The organism is Edaphobacter dinghuensis, assembly GCF_014640335.1.
In the GTDB taxonomy this organism is placed as follows: domain Bacteria; phylum Acidobacteriota; class Terriglobia; order Terriglobales; family Acidobacteriaceae; genus Edaphobacter; species Edaphobacter dinghuensis.
This window is the reverse complement of the sequence record NZ_BMGT01000003.1, coordinates 565,368-588,858: the sequence shown is the minus strand read 5'-3', so window position 1 is coordinate 588,858 and position 23,491 is coordinate 565,368. Positions and strand designations below refer to the sequence as shown.

Annotated in this window: 16 protein-coding genes and 2 riboswitches; of the genes, 9 read left to right on the top strand and 7 right to left on the bottom strand. The window is 57.0% G+C overall.

Features of this window, described 5'->3' with window-relative positions; translation table 11 throughout:
- Positions 1-19 precede the first annotated feature (19 nt).
- Positions 20-217, top strand: a complete 198-nt coding sequence (locus tag IEW09_RS14420) for a hypothetical protein (protein ID WP_188554895.1) — start codon at positions 20-22, stop codon at positions 215-217.
- Positions 218-239: 22 nt separating this feature from the next.
- On the opposite strand, the gene dcp is transcribed toward IEW09_RS14420, so the two are convergent.
- The 3 genes from dcp to IEW09_RS14405 form a co-directional block, all read right to left on the bottom strand.
- Positions 240-2,363 carry a peptidyl-dipeptidase Dcp gene (dcp, locus tag IEW09_RS14415; protein WP_229739331.1) on the bottom strand — a complete coding sequence of 708 codons (2,124 nt, stop codon included), beginning with the start codon at positions 2,361-2,363 and terminating at the stop codon, positions 240-242.
- A 109-nt stretch (positions 2,364-2,472) separates the two neighbouring features.
- Entirely contained in the window at positions 2,473-4,209 is a 1,737-nt protein-coding gene (locus tag IEW09_RS14410; RefSeq protein ID WP_188554893.1) for a glycoside hydrolase family 9 protein, read from the bottom strand.
- Positions 4,210-4,248: 39 nt separating this feature from the next.
- Entirely contained in the window at positions 4,249-5,613 is a 1,365-nt protein-coding gene (locus tag IEW09_RS14405; RefSeq protein WP_229739330.1) for a chloride channel protein, read from the bottom strand.
- A 12-nt stretch (positions 5,614-5,625) separates the two neighbouring features.
- Positions 5,626-5,696, bottom strand: a riboswitch (Fluoride riboswitch).
- A 160-nt stretch (positions 5,697-5,856) separates the two neighbouring features.
- Between IEW09_RS14405 and IEW09_RS14400 the strand changes: the two genes are divergently transcribed.
- Positions 5,857-8,052, top strand: coding sequence for a glycosyl hydrolase 115 family protein (locus IEW09_RS14400; protein ID WP_188554892.1), 2,196 nt, complete (start codon positions 5,857-5,859; stop codon positions 8,050-8,052).
- A 25-nt stretch (positions 8,053-8,077) separates the two neighbouring features.
- Here the strand turns inward: IEW09_RS14400 and crcB are convergent, their stop codons facing one another.
- The 3 genes from crcB to galE all read right to left on the bottom strand — a co-directional run bounded on the left by crcB (position 8,078) and on the right by galE (position 10,255).
- Positions 8,078-8,503 (bottom strand): fluoride efflux transporter CrcB, encoded by a 426-nt coding sequence (gene crcB, locus IEW09_RS14395; protein WP_188554891.1) that lies wholly within the window; start codon positions 8,501-8,503, stop codon positions 8,078-8,080.
- Positions 8,504-8,541: 38 nt separating this feature from the next.
- Positions 8,542-8,603: riboswitch (Fluoride riboswitch) on the bottom strand.
- A gap of 46 nt (positions 8,604-8,649) precedes the next feature.
- Complete coding sequence (locus IEW09_RS14390; RefSeq protein WP_188554890.1) at positions 8,650-9,225, bottom strand: DUF421 domain-containing protein; 576 nt, start codon at positions 9,223-9,225, stop codon at positions 8,650-8,652.
- Positions 9,226-9,286: 61 nt separating this feature from the next.
- On the bottom strand, positions 9,287-10,255 hold the full coding sequence (gene galE / locus IEW09_RS14385) for a UDP-glucose 4-epimerase GalE (RefSeq protein WP_188554889.1): 969 nt from the start codon (positions 10,253-10,255) through the stop codon (positions 9,287-9,289).
- A 391-nt stretch (positions 10,256-10,646) separates the two neighbouring features.
- Here galE and IEW09_RS14380 point away from each other — a divergent pair, with 391 nt between their 5' ends.
- The 4 genes from IEW09_RS14380 to IEW09_RS14365 all read left to right on the top strand — a co-directional run bounded on the left by IEW09_RS14380 (position 10,647) and on the right by IEW09_RS14365 (position 14,981).
- Entirely contained in the window at positions 10,647-11,741 is a 1,095-nt protein-coding gene (locus tag IEW09_RS14380) for an energy transducer TonB (protein ID WP_188554888.1), read from the top strand.
- A gap of 88 nt (positions 11,742-11,829) precedes the next feature.
- A complete protein-coding gene (locus IEW09_RS14375) occupies positions 11,830-13,716 on the top strand; it encodes a hypothetical protein (RefSeq protein ID WP_188554887.1) in 1,887 nt (628 codons plus the stop codon).
- 133 nt (positions 13,717-13,849) lie between these two features.
- A complete protein-coding gene (locus tag IEW09_RS14370) occupies positions 13,850-14,398 on the top strand; it encodes an outer membrane beta-barrel protein (RefSeq protein WP_188554886.1) in 549 nt (182 codons plus the stop codon).
- Positions 14,399-14,447: 49 nt separating this feature from the next.
- The gene (locus IEW09_RS14365; protein WP_188554885.1) at positions 14,448-14,981 is read left to right on the top strand and encodes an outer membrane beta-barrel protein; all 534 of its coding nucleotides are present in this window, start codon (positions 14,448-14,450) and stop codon (positions 14,979-14,981) included.
- A gap of 86 nt (positions 14,982-15,067) precedes the next feature.
- Here the strand turns inward: IEW09_RS14365 and IEW09_RS14360 are convergent, their stop codons facing one another.
- Positions 15,068-15,958, bottom strand: coding sequence for an SCO family protein (locus tag IEW09_RS14360; RefSeq protein ID WP_188554884.1), 891 nt, complete (start codon positions 15,956-15,958; stop codon positions 15,068-15,070).
- Positions 15,959-16,009: 51 nt separating this feature from the next.
- On the opposite strand from IEW09_RS14360, the gene IEW09_RS14355 reads away from it, so the two are divergent.
- From IEW09_RS14355 to IEW09_RS14345, 3 genes are read left to right on the top strand one after another with little or no spacing between them, the layout of a single operon-like run.
- A complete protein-coding gene (locus IEW09_RS14355) occupies positions 16,010-17,155 on the top strand; it encodes an MFS transporter (RefSeq protein WP_229739329.1) in 1,146 nt (381 codons plus the stop codon).
- Positions 17,156-17,186: 31 nt separating this feature from the next.
- The gene (locus tag IEW09_RS14350) at positions 17,187-19,898 is read left to right on the top strand and encodes a PD-(D/E)XK nuclease family protein (protein ID WP_188554883.1); all 2,712 of its coding nucleotides are present in this window, start codon (positions 17,187-17,189) and stop codon (positions 19,896-19,898) included.
- The gene (locus IEW09_RS14345) at positions 19,891-23,490 is read left to right on the top strand and encodes a UvrD-helicase domain-containing protein (protein ID WP_188554882.1); all 3,600 of its coding nucleotides are present in this window, start codon (positions 19,891-19,893) and stop codon (positions 23,488-23,490) included. The genes IEW09_RS14350 and IEW09_RS14345 overlap by 8 nt, the downstream gene beginning before the upstream one ends.
- The last annotated feature ends 1 nt before the right edge of the window (position 23,491 follow it).

The following is a 23,491-nucleotide window of genomic DNA, read 5'->3' as shown; positions in this document are numbered from 1 at the left end:
ACGCGATAGACTTCAAATCATGCCCTTTTCCTGGACAGCCTCAATCGGTTTTTTTCTGGGCTTCGCCTTCGGAGTCGGCTGCGCGCTGGCCGTCATGTACTCCATCTACATGGGCGGTTATCGTGCCGCGCTGCGCGACTCGCAGCTCCCTGCCCCGCCGGAGCGCTACCGCAAAGTCATGGAGAAGCTGTCAGCCCAGCAGAATAAAAAAGGCTGACAGTTTTCGCATCTCTCCAGCGTTATTTGCCCGAAGGCTCCAGCCCTCGATCTTTCAACATCGGCTCGACATTCGGCTGCTTGCCCAGCCACGTTGCATACATCTTTGCAAGATCCTCAGTATTACCGCGCGAAAGAATCATGCGGCGGAAGCGGTCGCCGTTGGCACGGGTCAGGCCGCCGTTATCCTCGAACCACTGGTACGCATCATCGTCCAGCATCTCGGTCCAAAGATACGCATAGTAGCCAGCCGCATAACCGTTGCCCCAGATATGCATGAAGTAGCTGGAGCGATAACGCGGAGGCACATAGCTGATGTCGAGATGAGTTTTCTTGAGCGCCTCTTTTTCAAATACATCGGGATCCTGTAAAGGAGCATCGGCAGGCAGCGTGTGCCATTGCATGTCGAGTTCGGCCGCGGCCAGCAGTTCCGTCAACTGATATCCCTGATTGAACGTCGCTGCCTTCTTGATCTTTGCAGCCAGTTCGTCCGGCATGGGCTCGCCCGTCTTGTAGTTTTTGGCATAGTGCTTGAAGACCGACGGATAGCTTGCCCAGTGCTCATTGAACTGCGAGGGGAACTCCACGAAGTCACGTGCCACCGAGGTTCCCGAGAGGCTCGGATACTCGGTATCGGCAAACATCCCATGCAGTGCGTGGCCGAACTCGTGGAACATCGTCGTCACATCGGTAAAGCTGAGCAGCGCAGGCTCGCCCGGTGCGGGCTTGGAGAAGTTGGCGACGTTATAGACCACCGGCAGCGTGCCCAGCAGCTTCGACTGCCCCATGAAGACATCCATCCACGCGCCGCCGTTCTTGTTGTCGCGCTTGAAGTAGTCGCAGTAGAACAACGCCAGCGGTTTTCCGTTCGCATCGAAGACCTCGAAGACGCGCACGTCCGGGTTGTAGACCGGAATGTCCTTGCGCTCCTTGAACGTCAGACCATAGAGCTGATTCGCGGCATAGAACACGCCATTCTGCAGCACATTGTTCAGCTCGAAGTACGGCTTGACCTGCGCTTCATCGAGATCATATTTGGCCTTGCGCACCTGCTCCGAATAGAACTCCCAGTCCCACGGCTCCAGCGTAAAGCCGCCCTTCTGCGCGTCGATGACCGCCTGAATATCCTTCGCTTCAGCCGCAGCCTTCGCCGATGCCGCTGGAACAAGGTCATCCATAAACTTCAGCGCTGCCTCGGGCGTTTTGGCCATCTGGTTTTCCAGAGTCCACGCTGCAAAGTTGGGGTAACCCAGCAGCTTCGCCTTCTCGGCACGCACCTGTGCTAATCGGGCGATGGTTGCGCGCGTGTCGTCTGCGTTGCCCCGTTCGGCGCGTGTCCACGAGTCCTCGAACAGCGCCTTACGTGTATCGCGATTGCTCAACGAGACCATGTCCGGTTGCTGCGTCGTGTTCTGCAGCGGAAGCACCCAGCCTTCCTTCTTGCGCTCCTTCGCAGCTTCGGCCACTCCCGCAATCTGCGCATCACTCATCCCCGCCAGCGCAGCCTTGTCCGTCGTCACATAAGCTGCATCCTTAGTAGCCGCCAGCAGCTTGGTGATAAAGGCATTCGAGAGCGTCGACTCTTCTTCGTTCAGCTTTTTGAGCTTTGCCTTGTCGTCATCGGAGAGGTTCGCGCCGGAGTGCACAAACTTCTTGTAGTAAAAGTCCACCAGCTTCAACGACTCAGGATCGAGCTTGAGCGATTCACGCTCCTTATAGATCGTCTCGACGCGATGAAAGAGCTTCGAGTCCAGATAGATGGCATCGTCGTGCGCAGCCAGCTTCGGCGCTTCGATGTCCTGTACCTTCTGCAACTCGGGGTCCATGTTCGCGCCAGTGACACCGTTGAAGACCATCATCACGCGATCAAACAACTGGCCTGACTTTTCCATCGCCACCAGCGTGTTCTCGAACGTCGGCGCGGCGGGATTATCGGCAATGACCTTCATCTCGACGAGTTGCTGCGCCATGCCAGCCTCGATTGCGGGCTGGTAGTCGCTGTCCTTAATCTTGTCGAAGGGCGGCGCCTGAAATGGCAGCGTGCTCGCCGCATAAAACGGGTTCGACGGTCCAAACTCCGCGCCTGCAGCAAAGGCAGGCGCGACGGCGGAACTCAATGCAATAGTGCTAGCAGTCAGAAGACACATCCTCAACGTTAAGAATTTGTTCCTGCGCGGACGAATTATGCTCATAGCTGGTCATGTCCCTCACACGCTCGATTGTAGAGGATTGCCTCGTCCCAGTACGCCGCAACCGCTATGCGTTCGCGGCTGCCAGCAAAAAAACCAGCGGTGCATTCCAGTTGATCGCGATCTCGTTCAACGAATACGCCCGCTGGTCGTCGAGCCACATACGCATTGGCGGCTGCTTCTTCATCTGGTTCGCTACGGCGTCACCACCACCGGCATTGGGTCCGCCCGAGAGCAAACCCGGCCATGGAGCAGCGATTCCATCCGCCGCGCTGGATCGATGATGAGGATGCTGAAACGGACGCATTCCAACCTGCGTCACCCACGACACCCCAAAGCAGTTGCGCCCAAGAATATAGTGCAGGTTGTTCAGCGCCGTCTCTCGCGCCGCTTGGTCAGCCTGAAGATGATCTGCAATCGACAACAGCAGCGACTGATTTCCTGCCACGGCGTTCGATCCCCAGATGTAGTCCGTCAGCGCAAGCGTATTGCCATAGCCGTTCTTCCGGTTGCGCTCCATCAACAGGCTCGCTGCACGTAGTGTCGCCTCACGAATGCGTTCTTTCGCGCCGGGATCGCCACGTCGTTCGGCCAGCACATACGTCCAGTAAGCCATCGAAGCCACATTGCCCCAGTCCGGCTCTGTGATCGTCAGCGTTGCGCCGTTCGCAGGCATTGCAGAGAGAAAAGCCTTCTCGTACTGTGGCTCTCCGGTCGTACGCCAAAGTTCCGCCGATGCCCACAACATCTCATCGCCGCAATGTTCATCTCCATAAGCTCCGGTCGAGATCGACGGCGGATTTCTGAAGGTCACGTTGGGATGCGCTACCGCCCACGCCCACCCCTTACGTGCTGCGGCGAGACACCGCTGCGCAAATGCAGCGTCGTAGGAACCATAGCAGCGCGCCGCAATCGCCATAACGGCGGCTAGATCACCAGTCGCGCATGTGCTCTTGTAAGGCACCTCTCCCGTGCCGATGATATAGCTGGTCAACGAATCATCCTGCGGCATGATGAAGTCGCAGAAGTGCTCGCTCGTCTGCTTGTGCCAGACGCCGCCATCGGTGTCCTGTAAAGAAAGCATCCACTCCAGGTTCCACCGTACCTCGGCAAGATAGTCCGGCAACTTGCCGCCGCTCTCAGGGATATCCAACGAAAGACGCCGCAGCGCCTGCGGATAAAGCTCCCATGCCCAAAGCAATGTGCCGGTCGAGATTCCTGAGTTCACCACATAGCGGCCATAGTCACCGGCATCGTGCCATCCACCGTGATTTGTTAGCGAGCCGCTCTTGCCCGAGGTCGCGTGATAAGCGCTCGCGACGTGGCATACCGGGTGTTTATACCCTCCGCCGAGATCGACAGCACAACCGCAACGCTGTCCGTAAAACCCTCGCATCGCCTTCCGTAAAGCTCCAGCATAGGGTTGCGTTGCAATCTGAAATGGATCGCCGGGCAGATTACCCACCTGAAGCTCATACTCACCCGTTGCCCGTAATGCCGAAAAGTCGGCCACGCTCGTCTGATCGCCCGACGCTGCATCGCTGAAAGGCTGCCCTAATCTTCCCTTGAAGACGACGGCATCCTGAGTGACGGAGCGAACTTGAAACTCCCGTTGGGTTGTATCGGACAAGCGAACCGTTGCCTGCTTTGCGCCAAAAGGAGAATAACCAAGCTGATTCAAAAAAATGCCCGCGCTCTTGCCGGCTTCCTCGGAGCTGCTTGCCAGTTCTGCAAACACTCGCACCCCAGGATGAAGCACCGTCACACCAGCGCCCAGATATCGCAACACCTCTCTACGTTTCATCGAGCCATCTTAGCGCAGTTAGGCAAGAGCTAACACGTTTTATGACTGGGAAGATTTAGAGTTGGCGCCTATCTCTACCGTTGGGCCGGCTACCCGCCCCACACGGTCTTTGGCTACGCCTGCGAGCGACAAGCCTTCTTCGTCTTTGGTCTTTACATGTTTGCTGTGGCCGACGCGCTGTGAGTGGTAGATACCGGCGTGGCCCGAAAACAAATAGCTCACCACGCAGGCGATTGCTGCATAGGCACCAGCCTCGGCGCCGAAGAGCTCCACGGCCATCAGCGATGAGGCAATCGGAGTGTTGGCTGCTCCGGCAAAGACTGCAACAAATCCCATTCCTGCCAGCAGCGTTGGCGGCAGCGGCAGCAGCCAGGCCAATGTGTTGCCCAGCGTGGCTCCGATGTAGAACAAAGGCGTGACCTCGCCGCCTTTGAAACCAAACCCAAGCGTCACCGCGGTGAATAGAAACTTGGCGGCAAAGTCGTAAGGTGGCAGATGCGTTGCAAACGCCGCGACAATCGTCGGTATCCCGAGGCCGATGTACTTCGTGGTGCCGATGGCGAAGACCGCGACCGCAACGATGACGCCGCCAGTGAAAGGCCGCATCGGTGCCCACGCAATCTTCTTCTTGGCCCAATGTCCAATCGCGTGCGTGGTCTTGGCAAAGCCCATGCCGACCAGGCCAAACGCTGCTCCCGCTGCAATGGCGGAGAGAAATCCTGCAAAGGTAAGCTTCGGCACCGAGGTCACGCGATAGATCGTATGGTGAATGCCCCAGGCTCGCGTGATGAAGTCGCCGACAAACGCGCCGACAAAGCAGGGAAAGATACCGTCATAACCGATGCGACCAATTGCCAGCACCTCAAGACCAAAGATCGCGCCTGCCAGGGGAGTTCCAAACACCGAGCCGAAACCGCCGCTGATACCTGCCATCAGCAGAATGCGGCGGTCTCTTGCGTTCAACCCGAGAGGTCGCGTCAACTGGTCGGCCAGCGAAGCTCCGGTTTGAATCGCAGTTCCTTCGCGCCCAGCCGAGCCGCCGAACAGATGCGTGATCACAGTCCCCAGCAGGATGAGCGGAGTCATTCGCAGCGGCAGCACTGCCTTGGGGTCATGAATCTCGTCGAGGATGAGATTGTTGCCCGCCTCAACCGAAGTACCGAGATATTTGTAGAGGCAGCCGACAAAGAGACCTGCGAGCGGCAGCAGTGCAATGATCCACTTATGGCTCTCACGCACCGCGGTCACCCACTCCAGCGAAGCCAGCAGCAGCGCAGAGGCAGAGCCTGCCAATACTCCGGCGATCGAAGCAATCACCAACCAGCGCAGCAGATCGACGAGGATATGCGCCTGCTCGTTTCCAGACCAGACCACACGATTCTTCAGCAAGGGATTTTTCTGCAAAGGACCTCCTACGATGTCGTAGGAGTCATCAGCTTGCGCAGGCCGCGCAGGCGGTTAGGGCGAACTCCATCACCCATGGTTGTGTTTGTAGATTATCAATCGACCGATGAGGGGTCAATCGGCTTTTCTTATCGGCCGAGTTGAGAAATATTTTTTAATCTTCCGATTAAAAAACAGGTGGAAACGCTATCTCGATAGAATTTCGCTTTGTCCCGAGATTTACTGATTGAGGTGTTGCACAAGATGTCAGATAGAAACAAGCGTCGCCGTTGCGCTTATGGAATGGTTGCGCTATTTGTTGCCGTAGCTGTCGCCTTTGGAACATCTGCCGCAGCGCAGTCCTCCCCTTCGAGCAAGGCAGGCTCAATCGTCATCCGCCCCACAGTCACTATTCTTCTCGATCCCAACGAGCCTGCGCCGATTCAGCAGGCGACTCAGGACATCGTCTCTGACTTTGAAAAAGTACTTGGATCGAAACCGAAGATCGTCGCTCGCCAGCAGGATGCAGGCCCAGTGACGATCATGATCGGTGAGCAATCCCAGCTTCCCGAAGCGATGAGGCCCAGCGAGTTGACCGCTCCCGAATCCTTCTCTATCTCCGTTCACAAGGCTGATTGGAATGCGAAGACTCCAACAACGGTTGTGCTGCTTGCCGGTGCGGATATGCGCGGCACCATCTATGCGATCTACCAGTTCTCGCAGGAGTATCTCGGTGTCGATCCCATGTATTACTGGACCGATCACGAGCCGGCACGACGAACACATATTGAACTTCCGGGATCGCTGAACGAGTCCTTCCCTGCTCCGGTCTTCAAGTATCGCGGCTTCTTTCTCAACGACGAAGATCTGCTGACGGGATGGGCCCCAGGAGAGAAGAAGGACAAGACCGGCATCTCGCTCGCAGTGTGGAACAAAGTCTACGAGACCATTCTTCGCCTCAAAGGAAATATGGTCGTTCCCGGCACGTGGATCTTTCCTGACGATCCGCAGATTGCTCTGGCGGCAAAGCGCGGACTCATCATGAATCAGCATCATGCGATTCCTCTAGGGCTCAACGTAGCTCGTTGGCCGAAGGATGTGCCCTACAACTACACCACGCATCCGGAGATTCTCGAGCGTGCGTGGAAAGATGCGGTCGCAACTTACCCTGCGCATCAGGAGATTCTCTGGTCGGTCGGCCTGCGCGGCCTGTCTGACGTGAGCTACGACTCGATGGACCCCAGCGTTCGCGGCAACGACAAGGCCCTTGGAGCTTTGATCGGCAAAGCCATCAACGACCAGATGCGCATCGTGCGTGCGGCTCACCCCGATGCGAAGTTTGTCACCGACCTGTGGCAGGAGGGTGCAAAGCTGGTCAAACAGGGCGACCTCACCATTCCGCCTGAGGTCACGCTGGTCTGGGCCGACACCGGCTATGGCTATATGCAGGACAACGGCAGCGTCGCCGCCGGTCAGGGCGCTTACTATCACGTCGCCATGATGAACGACCGCTCCAACCAGCTTACGGAGATGGTTCCGGTAAGCCGCATCGACTCCGAGCTGGGCCGCTACATCAAGGCCAAAGCCACGGCCTACCTCTTACTCAACACCAGCGACATTCGCCCGGTCTCCATGACCACAAAACGAGTGATGGACATCGCATGGGAGGGCCTTCCCGCCAATAGCGATCACACCGCCGATGACTTCTATCGCCAATGGGCAACCGAGGAGTTCGGAGCCAAGGCCGCTCCAGCCATCGCCAAGGTCTACGAGGCATACTTCCAGGCTCCCGCACACTTCGGCACGCCGCCCCACGAGTATGGCGACCAGCTTTACCACACCGAATCCCGGCGCATGATGCTGACCTACATGATCGACTCGCCGCTCTACTCCATCCCCAGCCAGGCGCCCAAGTGGGAGCAGCCGAGGATCGTCGGAGCGCCAGATCGCGCGTCAGAAAAAGAGTGGCTCAACAGCACCACGGCAAAAGAGATTCAGCAGTGCGGTGACGCGCAGCCACGATGGGATGCCGTCTGGAAGCAGGCAGTCGCCGCCGAGCCACTGGTCGCGCCGTCTCGGCTTCCCTTCTATCGAGCCGAGGTGCTGGCCATGATCGCGATCAATCGCGAGAGTAATCGAACACTGTTTCTCATCTCCAAATCCATTCAGGATGCCGAACGCGGAGATTCCGCCAAAGCCCATCAGGAAGCAGAAGAGGCCCTCGCCGCACTGGACAACATTCACCGCGCCGAATCTGACGCAGAATACGGCAAATGGAAGAACTGGTATCACGGAGACTGGCTGACGGGCGTTCCCAGAACACGCGAGATCGTCGAGACCTTCGCGAAGTTCCTCGAAGATCCATCAACTCCGCTGCCACAACCCCTTCTATGGAATGGATGGGAGGGCTATTACCACATCATGCACTACGAAGGAGACCGTTCGGTCGACGTCAAATGAGCTTGCCACACAGCGGCCATGTCGATCAGCCGGTGTACTCTTCTTCCTGGTTAGCGGCGACAGCAAAGATCGCATTGCCACGGTGCGCGACCATGTGTCCTAACGCCACCGAACCCAGGCAAAGCACAACAGACATCACAACGTTGGCCAGTGCCCGGCTCAACTCTCCCGTCCTTATCAGGTCGAAGGTCTGCAGGCTAAAGGAAGAGAAGGTGGTGAAACCTCCGCACAGTCCGATCATCACAAACAAGCGGATGTTCTCAGGAACCTCGAACCGGCTACCGGGAAAGGTCAACGTGCCGAAGAAGCCGATGACGAAACAGCCAATCACGTTGATGAGGATCGTTCCCCACGGAAAACTCGAACTGCTGTCGAGAGTTAGCCGCGTCAGCGCATAACGCGCTACCCCACCCAGTGCACTGCCTAATGTGATCCAGAGATAGGTCGACATCCTGCCCTCGTAAGTATGCCCGCCGTGACGAGCGTATTGAACTGGCAGGAGTCATCAGCCCTGTCGGGCGGTTTTGGGAGACTCCATTCCCCTTGCAACGATGCTATTCCCGCAGGACGCTGCTTCGCAAACCGAGTGGCAACGGCCTATCCTCTCGCCGCCAGCAACACCTTCAACTCTCGTACCTCGGTCGAAAGCGTCCGCACCAGCGCCAGAATCTCCGCCCGCTCAGCTTCGTCAGAGCTGGGCGTCACACCCTCCACATAAAACGTGCCGTTCGGCTCAAGGACGCACTTCTCCACCTCGGAATAGTCGTCGAACCCCTGCTTATGGATCACGGACTTTAGCTCGAGGTGAGTCAATGCCTCTTTCTTCATCGCCGCCTCGTCTGCCACGCCGTGATGGATCAGCACCGTCGCAGAGCCTTCGACGATTTGATCCAGCTTCGGACTTCTGAACAGGAAGAGCGTCAGCGCCCAGTTGATCGCCAACAGCGCAAACGCTCCGATGATGCCACCGGTCACGGAGTTGTCATCTCCGATCATCGCGTTCTGCACCGTGTTCGACAGGCTCAGCAACACCACCAGATCGAACGGATTCAACTGAGCCAACTCCCTCTTCCCGAACAGGCGAAGAAACCCGATCAGGAAGAGGTAGACGATCATAGGCCGCAGCAGCTTCTCCAGAATCGGCAGATGAAGGGCAAACATACTCTCGATCACAGAAAAGCTCCTTTTTCATTAACGCTGTTCTACTGCTGCGACCTAGCGCAAAGACCGCTGATCACGCATAGCGTTTCTGGTGCCACTCCCATGCGCTGGCGATAATCTTGTCCAGCTCGGCAAACTCCGGCTTCCAGCCCAACTCTTTCTTGATCTTCTCGGAGCTGGCCACCAGCACTGCGGGATCACCCGCACGGCGCTCGTGCTCCTCGACCGTAATCTGCTTCCCAGTCACACGCCGCACCGATTCGATCACCTCGAGTACGGTAAAGCCCTGCCCGTTGCCGATGTTGTAGATTAGTCGGCTCTCGTGACTAAGCGCTTGCAATGCAAGCAGATGCGCTTCAGCCAGATCGCGCACGTGAATATAGTCGCGAACGCAGGTGCCATCCTTGGTCGGATAATCCCGGCCAAATATCTTGATGTTCTCCCGCCGCCCCAGAGCCACATCCAGAATCAGCGGAATCAAGTGCGACTCCGGCTCATGCGCCTCTCCATAGCCCTCGATAGCCCCGGCGACGTTGAAGTAGCGCAGGCTGGCATACCTAAACCCATGAATAAGGTTCATCCACCTAAGCATATGTTCTACAAGGAGTTTGCTCTCTCCATAGGCATTGGTCGGCTGCAGTTTTGCGTCTTCGAGGATTGGCGTCGACTCGGGCTCTCCATAGCACGCTGCCGTAGAGCTGAAGACCAGTTTGTCGTGCCCGGTCGCCAGCATCGACTCCAACAGAGTGAGCGTCGAGGCCGTGTTATTGCGGAAGTAGATCTCCGGCTTCTTCATGCTCTCGCCTGCCTCAATCAGGGCAGCAAAGTGCATGACGCCGTCAAAACGGCCCTCGCTCAGCGTTTTTTCCACCAATGGACGGTCCGCCAGGTCGCCAAGAATAAACTCCGCCCCCTCCGCTACTGCGGATCTCTTGCTGTGGCAAAGGTTATCGAACACGGTCACCGAGTGTCCCTTTGCCAACAACAGACGCGTTACCGTGCCGCCGATGTATCCCGCTCCGCCAGTTACCAAAATCTTCATGAAAAAATCTCCCATTAACCCTGCAATTTATTCTCTATCTGGATACCACAAAAGTACCAGTGTCAATCACATAGCGTTCCGGCACTATACTTGCAGTAAGAAACCAGCAGAGTGCCGGCAAAAGAAACAGAAGTTACTCCCCAAAGCACGGCGCCTGCTACAACCTTTTCTTCTTCTTTTCTCGTCTGTCTATATAGAAAACTAAACGGCGATAGGCAACTATCTCCAAAGCAATAAAAGTTTTATCGAGCAGGTCGGCAAAGTTCGATCACTCGACGGTCCTCCGTCAGCAATGTGCGGAGCTTTTTCCTCCCGTTTTCCTCGGTTCTGGTTGTGTCGCCGGGATCGGTTCATCCTCCGTCTCGATTATGGGGCATTTCGAAGGATTTTTATGGTAAAGCCGCTTCGCAGCGACGACCCAGCACCGCAGAGTATCCAGTTCAAACATTTTGGCATCCTGAATGACGGCACCCAGAGCAGAGGTTCGCTCTTCAGTTCGATTGCGATTAACGTCGTCATTGCAATCATCATCATTATCATCGGCGCCGCAGTTCACAATACGATTGCTCCTCCCGAAAAAAAGGTCGTCACGCTGATCGAGCCGCTGCCGCTCAAGCCGCCGCCTCCCCCAAAGATCATCCAGACGCCGCCGATGCCGAAGCCTCCTGTGGTGAAGCCTCAGCCCCCCAAGATCAAGATGCCTGAGGTCAAGGAGCCTGAACCAAAGATCCCCGTGGTTCGGATGACGCATCCTGCCCCGGTCGTGGTTCCTGCACCTCCCAAGCGCATTCAGCCGCCACCCGCGCCTAAGGTCGTCCACCTAGGCCGAGCTCAGGCGGCCGCGGTCGTGAACAACTCTCCCCACCCCTCACCGGTAGCTTTAGGGCGGCCTGACAACCCGATTGCCCCCTCCAATCGGCCTGCCGTCAGCTCGGTCAATCTTGGGCAGAGAGGCATACCCGGTATGCCCGCGTCTAACTCGGGAGCGGGTCCGGTTGCTAGAGCCGTCACGCTCGGCTCCGGCTCCCCCGGCAGCCAGGATATGAACGGGCGCGACAATGCAGCCCGTGCCGTCCGTGGCGTCCGTCTCGGCGTCGCCGGTAGCAACGGCCCCATGAACTCACGCAGCCGTGAAGCAGGCACCCCGGTCAATCTTGGCCGAGTTGCTCCGCCTCCTGCTGGACCATCCTCTACTCCCACCTATGCTCGCTCCGGATCTGCGCCGAAGGTGTTGTATAAGCCTCGCCCGCAGTACACCGCTGAGGCGATCAAGGAGCACATCGAGGGCACCGTCTCGGTTCGCCTTCGCGTCTCTGCTTCGGGAGCCGTACAGGTGCTGGGCGTTACCCGTGATCTCGGGTATGGACTGGGCCAATCAGCGGTCCGCGCTGTAGAAGGCACCCGCTTTTCTCCAGCCACCGATGCATCCGGCCGGCCAGTGGATTGGGAGGGCGTCGTCAATGTTGCCTTCCAGCTTGCCGGTTAAACCTATTTGTTGCAACGTAGTCTGACTAACTAGTATGAAGACCAATTTACGAAGGCTGACCGTAAGGTCGCCGCAGGAGCCGCAAACGATGATTTACGGGAAACATTCAACCGCCGGTGTGCTGCTGGCACTCTTTGTCGCAACCACCCTCCCTGCCGGTGCAGCAGGCTTCCCGCACTTTGGAAAAAACAAGCAGGACACAAGCGTTGTGTCTTCCCGCAAGCTTACGCCGACAGAGAACGCTCTGATCGACAAAGCGATCGCCCGTGAAAAGGTAGTCATTGCGACCCTCAAGCAGCGAGCTCCCCTCGTCGAGACCTATCTTCAGAACATGAAGCCAGACCAGGTCATGGGCCAGGTGCCGGAGTCCGATCAGCACTTCCTCGGACGGGTTGACTTTAATAACGTCATTGGCAACGAGAACTATGAAAAAAGGTCCACCTCCAGCGGGCCGCTCGGCTTCTTCAAACATTCCGGCTCCTACATCACGAATATCGGCGCGAACCTGCACCTGAACTTCAATCAGACCGGCTTCGTTCAAATGCTGCTGATCGACTCAAACAACTTTGACCGGCAGCACTACATCTTCGGCTTCGTCCGCAATGAGTTCCTCGGGAACACCCCGACCGCTGTCTTCGACGTAGCCCCAATGCCGGGAACGAAGTCCCTAGGCCGCTTCTTTGGCCGCATCTGGATCGAGACCGGCGATGGCAACGTGGTGCGGTTCAATGGAGACTTCGCCGGCACCGAGAAGGGCTACCGCGAGTTCTATCACTTCGACAGCTGGCGCACCAACGTGCAACCGAATCTCTGGATGCCCACCTCCGCCTATGTTGAAGAGAGCGACTCAAACAGCCCCTCGCACACGCTGAAGTTCAAGGCGATCAACCATATCTGGGGCTACTCGCTGAAGGTTCCCACCCAGGAGTCGTCGAACACGTCGCTCGATGTCGTTGGTGCCACTGACGTCAGCAACGACGCCCAGGACGTCAGCCCTCTGGGTGCTCAGCGCGCATGGGTGCAACAGGCAGAGGACAACGTCGTCGATCGTCTCTATCAGGCCGGTCTGCTCGACGCGCCAAGCGACTTCGACAAGACGCTTGCCGACCTGGCCAACAATATTCTTGCCTATAACAACATCACGCTCTCGCGGCCCATCCGTGTTCGCACACTGCTCACTCAGCCGCTGGAGTCGCTGGCCATCGGCAACACCATCATTCTCTCCAAGGGCCTGATCGACACCACTGGCGTTGTGACCCAGGATGGCGCGCAGCAGATGGGCAATCTCAATGCCCTGCTGGCGTTCCAGGTCGCTCACATTATCCTTGGTCACCGGCTCGACACCAAGTACGCCTTCAATGATCAACTCCTCTTCCCCTCGACCTCCGTGTTCAAGCGCATCCCCATGCACCACACGGATGCCGACAACGAGGCAGCCGCAAAGAAGGCCATCGAGTTGTTGAACGCCAAAGAACTTGTTGGCGGCGAGCAGTACTTCGGTCTCTACCTCCAGCAGCTTCAGGCACGCCTCAAGGGCCTGCCCGCGCTCAACCAGCCTCAGATTGGAGACGGTCTGGTCAAGGGCGACAAGGACCCCACCTTCTGGATGGCGGCTTTGATGAGCAAGAGCCCCAAGCTCAACATGAACGATCTCAAGCAGCAGGCAGCGATGCCGTTGTCCGCGTTCCTCCGCTTCAATCCGTGGACGGATCAGGTGACGGTGATGCATACCGCGTATGAGCCTCTGCTTAGCCCGGCTGACAAGATGCCCTTTGAGGTCGAGCCGGTCTACCTGAAGCTGACGGCTTATCAGGAACCGACGGCCGCACCGGCACAGGCACCCAACGCAACAGCGCCCAATACGGCAGCTCCGGCGGACAATACCGCTCAGCCTCCGGCTGCCGCTCCCGCACCTGCTCCCGGCAACGCTGCGCCTCCCGCAGCGGAGCCTCAGGCAACAGTGCCACAGCAGTAATGGATTGATTAGGGCGTGGAAGAGTCGAGCATTTTGGCCTTTCCACGCCCTCTTACTTGCGCCGGAGATTGGCGCTGATCTTCTTCTGAATTGCCTAACTCGAGCATTTATCTCCCCCAGGAGGGTACTTCACTTGAAACTGCATACTCTTATCGGCTGTTTCGTCTGCGTGCTTGGCCTTACGACGTGGTCGCACGCACAAGCTGTTCCTACCGCTGCTCGCACCGGCAGTCTCCAAGTCGGCGGCGGCGTAACCTATGCGCGACCGGACTATGGCCCAAAAGGGATCGGAGGGCTATCGATCTATGGAGACTACGATTTCACCCGGCATCTCGGTGTTGAAGGCGATATTCACTTCGTCAATCTGATTACCCCAGCCGATATCTCCGAGGACACCTATCTCGTTGGCCCACGATACCGCTTTCACTATCATCGTTTTACGCCCTATGCCAAGGCGCTCTTCGGAATTGGCCGGTTTGGATATCAGACTCCAAGCCAATACATAAAAGCTTCAAGCGCCACCTACGGAGTCATGTCCTTCGGCGGAGGCGTCGATTGGTGGGCCACCAGACGCTTCAACGTTCGTGCCTTCGACTTCGAGTACCAAAATTGGCCTGGGTTCCAGAATAACGGGCTATCACCTCTCGTCATGACTGTCGGCGTCGCGTATTCTTTCCGTTAGACCACTTTTTATCGGAATGGGCGCAAGCCGTTCGTCTCAGGAGATGTGATTGCTTACCAAACTTCTTGTCCTCATCAGCCTTGCTGGTGCGGCCTCCACAGTACTGGCACAAGCCCGGCCTACCGCCACCCGCACCGCTGACCTTCAGGTCGGCGGTGGCTTTACCACAGCAGATTCAGATTACCTGCCCAATCGCATCAATGGCGGCGCAGCCTATTTCGATTATGACTTTATCCATAACCTTGGCATTGAAGGCGAGTTCCACTTCGTCAAGGACGGAGGAGGCTCAGACGTCTACGAAAAGACCTATGAGATCGGCGCACGCTATCACCGCAACTATGGCCGCTTCTCTCCCTATCTCAAGGGCATGTATGGCCGAGGTGTCTTCAACTTTCCGGCATTCCCCGGTTATCGCCATGCCAACCTGGCCTACAACCTCTTTGCTGTCGGAGGGGGCGTCGATTACAGAATTCTGAAGCATCTGAATGCACGGGCCGACTTTGAATATCAAAGATGGCTGAGCTTCCCGCAGAGCGGCCTGACTCCATCGCTGCTTACCTTTGGCGCTGCCTATCACTTCTAGCGATATCTTGCTTCGAGCAAAAGCCCCGGTCTCAGCCGGGGCTTTCTATTTATATCAAGAGACTTCAGGAAATTCTGCCGCAACGCTCAGGCACCGGCTGCCTGTTTCATCTGAGCAACAACATCGACAGGCTTCCACTCATTGTTCGGATACCATGCGACGATCTTGCCGTCTTTGCCGATGAGAACGGTCGACAGGGAGTGAGACAGAGTCTTGCCGCTCCCCGTAATACCCACGTCGAAGTACTGGGTAAGCGCAGGTAGCTCCTTTTCGGTGGGAGCGGCAAAGTCCCAGTGAAGGAATTTTTCCTTGGTATACAGACCCGTGTAGGCCCCACCGTAGCTGCGCAGCACCTTTGGCGTATCGTAAGCGGGATCGAAGCTGATGCTGAGCAGGTGAGTCTGCTGATACAGGGCCGGATCGGCAGCGAGAGCTTTATCGACTTCGGCAAAGTTGCGGCTCATACGCACGCAGAAGTCCGCAAACGGGCAGCGGGTGTAGATAAAGGTGAGGAGGAGCACCTTGCCTTTAAACTGCGCCAGATGGATCGTCTGGTTGCTCTGGTTGAGGAGCTTGAAGTCGGGAACAGAATCCCCTGCCTTGGGAACATTGTATTGAACGGCAGGCACGTAGTCCGGTCGTGCTTGCGAGACGATGACAACGTTATCCAGGCGGACGTTGGCAAAGTCGCTGCCATCCTTGTCGGCAAGAATAGTCGCCGTAATGCGATCACCAGGATGAAGCTCGGTGGCAACCATCGGGTCTTTGAGCTTATAAGGCATCGTCATGGCGTCCATGAAGCCGGGAACGGCATCGCCGTCGAGGGTGACGTGAGACGCATCGGTGCTGACGACCTTGCCTCGTATCTGAAAGGTGGCTTGCGCGGCAGTGGAGCTTTCTGATGTGGGAGCAGAGGACTTGCGGCAGCCCGAGAGGAGCGCAACGAAGAGGAGGACAAATAAGGCTTTTCTGGGCACGGCAGGAACTCCTGAATTGATGATAATGGAAAGAACTTGGTGGGGGTTCGCATGGCTGAACGAAGAAAAGTGTCTCCATCTTCCGGGTTGATGCACGTTGGATTTGTGTTGACCGGATTGGGCACTGCTCTGCTCGGGCCGATTCTGCCATTGCTAACGCGACAATGGCATCTGCAGGACGCACAAAGCGGATTGCTGTTGCTGGCTCAGTTCTGCGGCTCGTTTACAGGAGGGGTAAGCGTTTCGCGCCATCTGCGTCGCAGCCTGCTGACAGGATTGTCATCCGCGGCAGTGGGCTTTGGGCTGTTTGCGGTTGCGCCGGGTCTCGTCGTGGCATGCGTCGGCCTGTTTGCAGGCGGCTTCGGATTAGGGCAGATCATTGCGTCGACTAACATTCTTGCTGGGCGTCGCTACACAGAGCACCGTGGATCGGCACTGGCGCTGCTGAATTTTTCGTGGAGCTTCGGCGCAATGCTCTCTCCCCTTTTGGCTGCATGGCTGCTCCCACGGTTTGCATTGCGCGGGATGCTGGAGTGCTTTGCTGCATTCTTTATGGCGACGGCCCTGGCGGTGGCGGCAGAGATGCGGGGAACGGCAGAGCAGGCCGGGGTTGCCGATGCGCCAGCCGACAACCAGCGCATTGGCAGGGGAATCTTTCTCTACTTTGCAGGACTACTGTTTCTCTATGGCGGGCTGGAGACCTGCCTGAGCGGGTGGCTGACAACGTATGCGTTGCGCTATGGAGACAAAACCCTGGCCGTCAGCGAATACACGACCCTGCTGCTCTGGATGTCGCTGACCGCAGGCCGCGCCGGATCTTCTGTCGTCATGTTGCGAATCGGCGAGACGACCGTGCAACGCTGGGGACTGGCGCTTGCGGTGCTCTTTACCGCCGGGCTGGCTACAGCACATTCGGCTGTGGGCATTGCGACATTCACAATATTGCTCGGTTTCAGTTTGGCTCCGTTTTTCCCGTCCACCTTTGCCCTGCTTATGGCGGAAAAGCCGGCAGCGCGACAGGCAGGCATCGTGCTCGCCGTGTCTGGATTGGGTGCCGCGGCCTTGCCCTGGCTGATGGGAGTAGTTTCAACAAAAACAGGCTCGCTGCAAGTCGCGCTTGCGCTGCCACTGGCGGCAGCGATCGTCCTGCTGGCGATGAGTTTATGGAGACGTTCCAATCGAGCTTTGGCAGGCTGATTTCCAACGGCTGCGGGCGTATAACCGAGAGATGGATGGTAAAGATCTATTGCCGATCGAGATCGCACAGGCGTTGGAGCGCGGCGCAACCGTCGTGACAGGAAATCAACGCGCGGCGCGAACTCTGCGCGTCGGCTTTGATCGCCATCATCGCGCATTGGGGCTGGATAGCTGGCAGCCACCTGCGATTATGGCATGGGATGCGTGGACTGCCAGCCTCTGGCATGAGATGTTGATTGGCGGCCACACCTCGAAACTGCTGCTGAACCGCACGCAGGAACATGCGGTATGGCAAAAAATTCTGGAAGCGGATGCAGAGTTACGCAGCCTGCGGACGGTGGCCTCCCTTGCAGAGATGGCGATGCAGGCATGGAGCTTGCTTTGCAGCTATGGAGGCCAGTCGCAACTGCGCGGAACTGCGGGAAGCTCTGACACCCGGGCCTTTCAGCGGTGGGCGCTGAAATTCGAGCAGCAATGCAGAGCCGATGGTCTACTGGCGCGAGCGCAGTTGGAATCTGCCTTAGAGGCAGCAGTTTCTGCAGGGCATCTGAGGGATGCGACGACAGCAGAAATAGTGTTGGTCGGATTCGACTTGATGACTCCTGCACAGACAGGGCTGATGGAAGAGCTACGCGGTACTGGAGTAAAGATCGAGGAGATGCCAATCACTATCGCCGCAGAGCGACAGCTAAGCGTTATAGCGATAGATGAGCATGAAGAGCTTCGAGTTACAGCACGAGGAGTGCGAAAGCTGCTGGAGCAACAACCACAGGCTCGCATCGCCGTCATCGTCCCCGACCTGGAGAAGCAACGCGCAGAGATTGATCGAGTCTTTAGAGAGATTCTGGCTCCGGAGCTGGAAGATATTACAGCTAATGCCAACTCCGGCCCATTCGAGTTCTCAGTAGGCATGATGCTTGCAAACACTACGATGGCGGCAACCGCTTTGGACATATTAAAGTGGTGCACGGAAGCACTTCCGCTGGAGCGTGTGAGCAGGCTGCTGCTCTCCCCTTACCTTGCGCCTCTCTCGACAGAGTATGAAGCGCGAGCTGAGTTCGATGCGTTTGAGCTGCGGCGAGCGAAGCGTCTGCGACCGGAGATCTCGCTGGAGTGGTTAGTAACAGCAATCGAAGGCTCCAGACGGAGATCGAGATTGAACGACCTCCACAATAAACTGCGAACGCTGCTTGTCGTCTCAAAGCGCCTAGGCAAAAATACACAGCGGTCGCATGCAGAATGGGCTGAAGCAATGCGTGAGCTTCTGGCCGCCGCTGCATGGGGAGCAGGCAGAGGCGAAGATAGCGTTGAGTTTCAGACGCGGCGCAAGTGGGAGAGCGTGCTCGATGAGCTGTCGACGCTGGACTTTGACGGGCAACGCGTTAGCTTCCTACAAGCTTTGGATGCGTTGGCGAGAATCGCACAGCAGACAATGTTTGCCCCTGAATCGCGCGAAGCTCCTGTCCAGATCATGGGTCCTCTTGAAGCTGCAGGGTCAACATTCGATGCTATCTGGTTTATGCGAAGCGGCGATTTAGCCTGGCCGCTCCCGCGAAGCGCCAACCCGTTGCTGCCCTGGTCGCTTCAACGTGATCTTGGAATGCCTGGAACAGATACACAGCAGGATGCGAATCAGTCACGGCGTATAACAGAACGAATCGCTGAGAGCGCAGCAACGGTTGTGTTTAGTTACGCGAAGGAAGCAGCAGAGGGCCGTCAACGTCTCTCCTCCGCAATGCATGGACTATCGTTAGAGCCCATTGCCATTGGAGATATTGCTGCTGCTGAAGCAGAGCCAGCGCTCGTTGAGATCGAGAAGGTCGAGGACCGCTCAGGATTACCCCCGCTGCCGGAGCAGGTAATTCATGGAGGCGCGGAGATTCTGCGATTGCAGGCTGCCTGCGGATTTCGTGCATTTGCAGAGCGGCGATTATGGTCGACAGAGCCGAACACTACGGAGATGGGCCTGGACGCAGCCGAGCGCGGCACTATCGTTCACCTTGTACTTGAAAACTTCTGGAATGAGGTCAAGACTCAGAGCTCCCTGAAGGCCATGCGCACCCCAGAGCGAGAGGCTTTACTGCAACAATGCATAGCGGCAGCGCTTGAAAAAAGTGAGCAGCTAAGTGAGACGCCCTGGGATGCGGCCTACCTCGACATGCAGCGTGAGCGACTGCTGAACCTGTTGGGACCGTGGCTGGAGCTTGAATCAGCGCGGCCACCGTTCAAAGTTAAACTCAGCGAAAAAGAATTAAGGGACGTACGGATTGGACCACTGCACTTAAGCGTGCGTGTAGATCGCGTGGATATTGGGGAAAGCGGCGATATCATCATCGATTACAAGACCGGCGTAGCCAAGCCGAGTGATTGGCTCACTGATCGGCCCGATGCGCCCCAGTTGCCGCTGTATGCAGTGTTGTCTGACGCCACACCGCTTGAGGCTGTGGCATTCGGGCAGGTGCGCGCCGGAAAAGATATGGGGCTGCAGGGGTTTGCAACCAGCGAAGCGTCTGGCATCCGAATACCACGCCAACATCCTGCTGACCTCGAAGAGCAGGTTCAGCAATGGCGGCAGGTGCTGACTTCGCTCGCCGAAAATTTTTATAACGGCGACATCCGTGTCAAACCGAAAGACTTTCCATCGACCTGTACGTATTGCGCGCAACGGTTGCTATGCCGCATTGACCCGGCATCCTTTGAGCAAGACGATGACGAAGAAGCAACGGAGGCTGAGCGTGACTAAGCTATTCGTTGTTGGGTCCGAAGCGGAGATGCAGAATAACCCAGACACGGTGCGGCCGCCCGATTGGCGCGAACGCGAGAAGGCGCTCGATATCAGGCAATCATGGATTGTGGAAGCTCCTGCCGGCTCCGGCAAAACTGGACTCCTCATTCAGCGATATCTCAAACTGCTCGGCGATGAAAGCGTAGAGCAGCCGGAGCAGGTGCTGGCAATTACATTCACGGTTAAGGCGACGGGGGAGATTCGCGAGCGCGTTATCTCTCAACTGGAGAAGGCAGCGCGAAATGAGCCGTTGCACAATGACAGTGAATTCGAGCGAGAGACACGGGCGCTCGCTGAAGCTGTTCTACGCCGCGACCAAATGCTGGAATGGGGACTGCTGGAGCGACCCCGCAGATTGAGGGTGCGCACGATCGACTCCGTATGTGCCGAAATCGCCGGCTCACTCCCGGTGCTCTCGGGCGGCGGCGGTGGGCAATCTCCTGTGCTTGATGCCTCGGGGCTTCATCGCGAGGCTGCGCGGCGAACCCTGATGCAACTCGGCAGTCAGAATCATTCCTTGAATGCTGCTCTGCGGCTGGTTCTGCTGCATCGCGATGGAAATCTTGCAGAGTGCGAGCGTCTGCTTGCTGGCATGTTGGCCCTGCGTGACCAGTGGGGTGAACTGGTTCCGCTCGCCGGACGCGATCTTGACGATACCTACCTGGATGAAACGGTGCTGCCACGCCTGGAGCGAGCGTTGGAGCAAGCCATCTGTGTTGGATTGACTCGCCTCTCGCAGACGCTGCCCAGTGACATACTGCACGAGCTCTCACACTTTGCCGGAGAACTGGGACATGCCGATGGATACAAGGGATCGCCATCTCCCATCGCTGTCTGCGCAGGACGACATACCGCTCCCGCAGAATCTGCAGAACACCTCGAGCATTGGCGCGCACTCATTCATCTCCTGACGAAGGGAGATGGTGGCTGGCGCTCAGGCTTCCGTGGCGACTGGCTCAAATTCGAGATCGATAAAAACGATGCCGCGAGGCTTAAAGATTTAGTGGTGCAGCTTCAACATCGCGATGACATTTTGCAAGCGATTCAAGCAGTCAACTATCTTCCTCCTGCAAAATACCCGCAGGAACAGTGGGTAGTTGCGAAGGCACTCTTTCGCGTTCTCAGTCATGCGCTGGCGGAGCTGCAACTTGTATTTGCCGAGCGCGGTGAGTGCGATTTTGCCGAGCTTGGACTTTTAGCGAAGGCTGCCTTACGCCGCGAAGATGGAGTGCACGATCTGGAAGCGGCGTTAGGAATGAAGCTGCAACACCTGCTGGTCGATGAGATGCAGGACACTTCGACCAGCCAGTACGAGTTGATCCAACTTCTAACTCAGAACTGGGATGGCCACAGTCAGACGGTCTTTCTCGTCGGCGATCCTAAGCAGTCGATCTATCTCTTTCGGCAAGCGCGCGTTGAGCGTTTTATACAAACGATGGCTGCAGAACAACTCGGCGACCTACCCGTGGAAAGTTTAAGATTGACTGCGAACTTCCGGTCGCAGCAGGGTTTAGTAAACGCCTTCAACGACATTTTTTCGTCGATCTTTCCTGAAGCTTTGAATGACGTCACCTCCGGCGAGGTGAGATATACGCCTGCCGGAGCTATACGCGGAAGATCAGCCGAGGGAGCATGCGACATCGTATGGCATGCAAATGCATTACCTTCTGCCGATACTTCATCTCGCAGAAGACAGGCAAAAACAGATGCCCACTCTATCCGCTCAATCATTGAAGAATGGCAAGCTCGACCATTGCCCGGAGAAAGAACAGAGCCATGGAAGATTGCCGTTCTGGTGCGCAGCCGCAACCATTTGACCGACATTGTCGCGGCATTGGAAAAAGATGAGGGTGCGGGTCCAATTCCCTATCGCGCTGTCGATATTAAGGCATTGGGAGAACAGCGCGAGGTGCTGGATCTCTTTGCGCTGACACGTGCGCTGTTGCACCCGGCTGATCGAGTGGCATGGTTCGCTGTGCTGCATGCTCCCTGGTGTGGGCTAACATCGTCTGAATTACACGTGCTTGCAGGAGCAGATGAACAGAATTGGGCAGAGCGTACTCTCGGCGACTTGCTTGCCGAACGAGGGCATCTGTTGAGCGATGAGACCTGCGCACGGTTGATGCGAATCTGGCCGGTGCTGCAGGCAGCCTCTCAACAGCGCGGCAGATTGACGACAACGCAATGGGTAGAGCGAGCATGGCGATCATTGGGCGGCAATGTCTATCTGACGCCTGAGAGGATGACGAATGCGCGTCGATATCTGCAATTGCTGAATGAGATCGAAGCGGAGACTGGCACAATCGACTTAAGCCAGCTGAAAACAAGGCTGGATAAGCTTTACGCTGAAGCAGCGGTCAGCGAGGGCGCAGTCGATCTCATGACAATCCATGGAGCGAAAGGCCTTGAGTGGGATGTAGTGATTGTCCCTGGACTGGAGAAGAGGGCGCGTGTCTCCGGCGGTCGATTGCTTACCTGGAACGAGATTGATTCGGATGGAGAAGACTCCGCGAATTTGGTTCTTGCGCCGATCATTGGCCGAGGAGAGGAGTCGCAAGAGCTGAATGATTGGCTTAACAATATCGAGAAGGCACGAGACGCGGCGGAACGAAAGCGGCTGTTCTACGTCGCCTGCACGCGCGCGAGAGAGGAGTTGCATCTCTTCGCCGCTCCAGAGACAAAGTCAGATGGCTCGATGAGTCAAGCGCACGGAAGCCTGTTGAGCGCAGCGTGGCCAGCCGCAGAGCAATACTTTATCGCTACGCACGCGTCTTCAAGCAACGTGCAGCCGATGCTTCCCTTGCCACCCCAAGATGCAACCGCTTCTACCGATGCGTTTGTTGGTAGTCTGGCCGCGGCCACAGAAGAGCGTCCTCCAATCTTGGAGCGCCTGCCTTTGGATTTTTTACCGTCGGCACGGTTTGCCGAAATGCAGAAGCTCTCCTATGGAAACAGCATCGGGACAGCGCAAGCTCGCTTTGAGCGACCGGAGGGATCGTTTGAAGCGCGGGCCTTCGGAAATGCAGTCCATGAGTTTCTGGAATTGATAGCGAAACGGCTTGCGCATGGAACTCTTCCAGACGAACTGCTGAACGAAATAGAGCTATGGGAGCCACGCATCTCGACGGTTTTACGTGGCGAGGGTCTTGGCGCTTCGCGTGTGAAACAACTATCATCGCGCGTGCGAGCAGCACTCGAAAATACTTTGCGAGACATGCAAGGACGCTGGATTCTGGGAGCTCATAAAGAAGCATCCAGCGAGCTTGCGCTTACCTCATGGGCAGAGGACCGCAGAAGTGTCCGACTGGATCGCATCTTCCGGGCAGGAGCGATGCCGTTATCTGAAGGAGATGACTATCTCTGGATCGTGGACTACAAAACAACGACGCATACAGGCGAAGGTATCGAAGCTTTTCTTGCTTCAGAGCGAGCGAAGTACAGCGCGCAGATGGAAACTTATGCGCAGACGATCAACCGTGCGGGAAGAAAGATACGCCTGGCGCTCTACTATCCGCTTCTATCGCAACTGACCTGGTGGGAACCCGCCTGAG

What these genes read in the sequence shown, in the direction of transcription:
- IEW09_RS14420 (WP_188554895.1), top strand. Translation starts at nt 20, where the DNA reads ATGCCCTTTTCCTGGACAGCCTCAATCGGTTTTTTTCTGGGCTTCGCC.
- dcp (WP_229739331.1), bottom strand. Translation starts at nt 2,363, where the DNA reads ATGTGTCTTCTGACTGCTAGCACTATTGCATTGAGTTCCGCCGTCGCG.
- IEW09_RS14410 (WP_188554893.1), bottom strand. Translation starts at nt 4,209, where the DNA reads ATGAAACGTAGAGAGGTGTTGCGATATCTGGGCGCTGGTGTGACGGTG.
- IEW09_RS14400 (WP_188554892.1), top strand. Translation starts at nt 5,857, where the DNA reads ATGTCAGATAGAAACAAGCGTCGCCGTTGCGCTTATGGAATGGTTGCG.
- crcB (WP_188554891.1), bottom strand. Translation starts at nt 8,503, where the DNA reads ATGTCGACCTATCTCTGGATCACATTAGGCAGTGCACTGGGTGGGGTA.
- galE (WP_188554889.1), bottom strand. Translation starts at nt 10,255, where the DNA reads ATGAAGATTTTGGTAACTGGCGGAGCGGGATACATCGGCGGCACGGTA.
- IEW09_RS14380 (WP_188554888.1), top strand. Translation starts at nt 10,647, where the DNA reads ATGGTAAAGCCGCTTCGCAGCGACGACCCAGCACCGCAGAGTATCCAG.
- IEW09_RS14375 (WP_188554887.1), top strand. Translation starts at nt 11,830, where the DNA reads ATGATTTACGGGAAACATTCAACCGCCGGTGTGCTGCTGGCACTCTTT.
- IEW09_RS14355 (WP_229739329.1), top strand. Translation starts at nt 16,010, where the DNA reads ATGGCTGAACGAAGAAAAGTGTCTCCATCTTCCGGGTTGATGCACGTT.
- IEW09_RS14350 (WP_188554883.1), top strand. Translation starts at nt 17,187, where the DNA reads ATGGATGGTAAAGATCTATTGCCGATCGAGATCGCACAGGCGTTGGAG.